Here is a 4,845-nt window from a genome sequence, read left to right on the forward strand (position 1 = left end):
AGTGGATCGCCGCACCGCTTATCCCACCGATCGTTTTCTTCTCGGTGCTGATCCTCAACCTCACCGGCGTGGCCGCGACGACCAGTGGCAACCTTATCTCTTTTGTATCCCTGTCCGGGGACCCAATCACCCTCGCCGTGGTCGCTGACTGTACCGGGATATGGTCGCTCGGCACGTTTACGGCCGCGGCAGCGATCGTGCTCTCGAGTTTTCCGCAGGGCCGGACCATGCGGAGCATGGGCCTCATCGGATTGGGCTATCTCGGCACCTATGCAGCGAATATTCTGCGAGTCACCATTATTGCCTACTCTGGGTACATCTATGGCCCTGCAGGAGTCATTGAAGAGATGCACATCCATATAGGGTGGGTGGTATTTTCCCTGTGGATGATTGTGTTCTGGTATTACTTTTTTACCCGTCAACTAGGTGTATCTTTTAAAAATTTATGCCTGATAAAATGACCCCACGATAACAATAATGAATGAGTATTTGGCTTTGTAGATATATCAACTGAAATTACAATAAAAAACAGATGTCTGGTCAATGTAACGAGGCTATTTGAATTAAAATATCAACAAAAACAAAGGAGATGGTATATCTTTCAACTAATTAGTATATCTAATCAATTGATGCAGCCGAGAATGCCGTAAGGGCCTTGGGAATTTCCTACAGTTCACCCAAGTTCTCTAGAAGTCCTGAACAAAGATTAATTGGTGAATGAATGCGGAGATAGGACATCAGGATCAAAGTAATTCTCAAAAACTCTAGGATGGGAATTGAAAAATAAATTCCTTAATGGTATGCTTGATGGATTGTAGAAGGCTTTATATTCATATTTCATCTCTATTTTATCTAGGATGGAATTTCGATGAGTGTAATTAATGGATTCAATTGGAGTGATGTGAATCTGCTAAAAAGAATGAATGAACAAATCTGTGGTTATAATTTATATACTGAAAAGATCTTCTCTAAAGATTTTTTTTCACTAGGAAAAATGAATCCTTTGAAAAATGGGGAAAATCATAATATATCATTGATATTCAATGAAAATAAGACGTTAATATTGTTAACTGATGCTGAAATTTACAATTATGATGAGATTAAAACCCAATTGGAACTTAAAGGACATACCTTTGAATATGCTGATGAATCAGAGGTTATTGTACATATATACGAAGAATATGGTGTTCAAGGTTTAAAGAGAATTAATGGTATTTTTGCATTTTGTTTGATTGATACAGATGAGCAGAAATTAATCCTATCTCGAGATTATTATGGGATCAGGCCTCTTTATTATTTTATAGAAAATGGGAAAATCATATTTTCGACAATAATTTCTGCCATCCTAACTCATGAATTGTCTAAAAATCCTAATTATTGTATGATTAGGGATTTTCTTGCTTTTAATCTAACAAATCATACCGAAAGTACATTTTTTGAGAATATATTTACCGTACCGGCAGGTGGGGCAATAATTTTTGATATGAATAGTGGAGCTTACACGAAGAATAAATGGTATGAAATCAATCCAAAGAAGGATTTGAATGAAGAACAAATAAAAGATGTTTTTGTAAAAAATGTTCACTCTAGGGTTTTAAATGATGAATCAATCGGTGTTGGACTCAGTGGAGGTGTTGATTCGTCAGCGATAGTCTGTGCATTGAATCTATTTAGAGATTTGAAATTATGTTCTTACTCACTTCTTGCGCCCGGAACAAAATTTGATGAAAGTAAATACATCGCAGAAATCGGTAAAAATCTTGAGATAAACCAGTTTGTTACAACAATCGATCAAAATGAATTTTTTGATGATATCGATTCCCTTGTAAAGGCACAAGAAGAACCAATTACGGGATTGGGGGTTTATAGTCAATATTGCGTATATAAATTGGCCCATAATAATGGTTGTAATACCCTTTTTGATGGACTGGGAAGTGACGAATTGTTTGGCGGGCATTTATACACATTAAGTTATTATTATTATGAATTGTTACGAGATAGGCACTATTTGGCTCTCGTTAAAGAAATGAAAAATTATTGGGAAAATTTCAAATCCCTTCGTACACATTCACATTTTATATTTTTATTAATGCCTGACCAATTAAAATATTTCATCTGGAAAATGTTTTTTCATAAATGGATAAATTATAATTTCTTTGAAAAAGAATGCAATAACGGATATGACCCAAGATGGAAAAAGATGGATCATATTACTGCCTCAAAATTAGTAATAACATCTACCGGTACTCCACATCTTGCAAGAACTCGGATAAAAAATGCAATTCGGTGGGGAATTGATATGAGATTCCCGTTTTTAGACTCCGATTTTGTTGAATCGTGTCTCTCCATTCCATTAAGTAAAAAATTAATGAACGGTGAAACTAAAGTAATTTGGAAAAAATCAGTTGGTGATTTATTACCTCGCATGATCCAGGAGCGTAAAGACAAAATTGGCTTTGGAACACCTTCTGATGATTTTTTTAGAAATGAGCATATTGTTCGTTTCTGTGAAAATGTAATAAATTCTGATAGCTTTAAGTCAAGACCTTTTTGGGATTGGGATGAAATCCATTCGCTTTTTGAAATGCATAGAGTTGAGAAAATTAATATCGGAGATACAATCTGGAAATGGGTACATTTAGAACTCTGGATGAGGGAATATTTTGACAATGCTGGATAATTTGTTGTTTAGATTATATGAAAATAGTAGGCGATTCCTAGAAAAAGGCTACGATTATGTACTACTCGATGGCGGCTTGGTAAATGAACCTAATAGAACTGACGCGATGTATCGCAGATGAAAAGAGTGTCGAAAATGATATGAGGGAGCAGAGAATCCTCAGGACATTCAATGAATGTCCATATTGTCATGGAACAAGGATAAACAGGGTTAGGAGAGCCATATAAATGTGTTACTCCTGCAATCATGAGGGGGAGTCCTGCGTGATAGCATCCTTGAAGGATTGAGGGTTCCCTTCAGCAAATATCTCATGGCGAGAAAACTCTTCGAGATCGATACATCGGTCAGATAGGCCTCAAAACAATTTGGATTATCCTACAACATCGCCTACAACATTCATTCTCTCATGCGGAAGGCGATTCTCGCGATAAATTCCGATGCCTCCTCATTTTTACGGTGAGATTGATATGGATGAGTCCTATTCCGGTGTGAAAAGAAAGATAAAACGAGAAAGGGGGGGCAGCAGGGAAGGTCTCTGTATTCGGGATCTTTAAAAGAGGTGGGAAGTTTACCGTTGAGGTCGTCACTGGTGTTCATGGTGAGACCCTCCTGCAACCGGCCATCAAGAAGTGAAATGAGGGAGTCTCGTGTAAACCGATAAATTCTGAAGTTACACGGTCTAGTCTCGTATGGGTTCACACACAAAAAGATCGATCATGGCAAGAGATTCGCAGATAGGAAGGTGTGTATCAACGGAATTGAAGGGTTCTGGTCCTTTACTAGGGAACGGTAATCGAAATATCATGGAGTTGACCTAAAGAAGTATCCTCTCTACCTCCAGGAATTGGAGTTCCGGTATAACCCCCGAGACCGAGATCCTTTTAACGAATTCGTCCGAGTATTAATTAGGTATAGTTACGTGGCTTATTCTGAGTAATCACCAACACTAATTCATCGATCGAACTACCAGATCGTTATTTGTCATGAGTATAGCAGTTCAGGGAGCTGCCGAATCTTTGATCTTGCTGTCGATTGTATTTCACTTTGAGTAGGGTTTCCGCAGAGCTGCAAATCGAAACCATATTGAGGGATATACGTTATAGCTGATTGAAAGACTAATTTAAAATACAAATAAAACAGTTTTTTCTTGTGAATGTCCCGTTTTCTTAAAAATACAATAAAACTGGGTTCAGCAACAGCCCTTGCGCAATTATTGGGAATTCTGCTCATTCCTTTCATTACACGGCTCTATGCTCCTGCAGATTTTGGCGTTAATCAAATTTTTGTATCAACGGTATTGATTATCGGAGCTATCTCCTGCCTCTCTTATGAGCTCTCAATTATGCTGCCAAAAACCGACCGGGAAGCTGCGCATATTGTAGTTTTCTGTTTTTCTCTGATTGTTATCATATCGAGTATCGCAGGTATTGCTTTCTGGGTATTTTCTGACTTTATAGAAAAAGCCCTGAATGTTCCAGGTTTCTCTAGATTCGTCTTTCTCCTTCCTTTTGGGATATTTTTTTACGGTAGCACTCTTGTGTTGTCATTTTGGTTATCACGAAGAACAAGATTCGGCACAATTGCAGTATCTAAAGTGGCAAGTTCCATATCCAATAAGGTGGTGCAGATTGGATTTGGTCTGATATCAGCGTCTCCACTAGGTCTGATAGCTGGATCGCTGGCAAACAATGTCGTATATGGCATCACAATGTTAAAGGGCATAAGAAACGACCTTAAATTTTTCCAACATGTTTCATTTGGTGAGATGAAGGCGCTTGCCATGAGATATATCAAATTTCCAATTTTTTCCTCCGGATCAACGTTGGCGAATGTTGCATCTGTTAATGTTACATCTTACTTACTTGCCTTCTTCTTTGGTCCAGTTGTCTTGGGGTATTATGCGATTGCATACACGGTGGTGAAATTACCTTTAAAGTTGATCGGCGATGCACTCATCGATGTATTCTATCAGAAGGCCAGTGAAGAAAAAAGGGCTAAAGGCAGTATAAATAATGTTGTACAGCAGGTACACAGACGATTGATCTCGATTGGTATATTTCCATTCTTAATTCTGATGATCATTGGTGAGGATCTTTTCTGTTTATTCTTAGGAGCCGAATGGTCAAATGCTGGACTTTATGCTAAAATTCTCTCGCCCTGGCTAT

Annotated in this window: 3 protein-coding genes; all 3 read left to right on the forward strand. The window is 38.1% G+C overall.

Going from position 1 to position 4,845, the window contains the following annotated elements; translation table 11 throughout:
• Nucleotides 1-461, forward strand: a 461-nt coding sequence (locus QCH34_RS06810) for an archaeosortase/exosortase family protein (protein ID WP_300332128.1), incomplete at its 5' end; no start/stop codon positions are given.
• 407 nt (nt 462-868) lie between these two features.
• The gene (asnB, locus tag QCH34_RS06815; protein ID WP_300332130.1) at nt 869-2,680 is read left to right on the forward strand and encodes an asparagine synthase (glutamine-hydrolyzing); all 1,812 of its coding nucleotides are present in this window, start codon (nt 869-871) and stop codon (nt 2,678-2,680) included.
• 1,153 nt (nt 2,681-3,833) lie between these two features.
• Nucleotides 3,834-4,845 (forward strand): oligosaccharide flippase family protein (locus QCH34_RS06820; RefSeq protein ID WP_300332132.1); only part of this gene is annotated, 1,012 nt, incomplete at its 3' end.

The organism is Methanocalculus sp., assembly GCF_029762515.1.
GTDB lineage: Archaea > Halobacteriota > Methanomicrobia > Methanomicrobiales > Methanocorpusculaceae > Methanocalculus.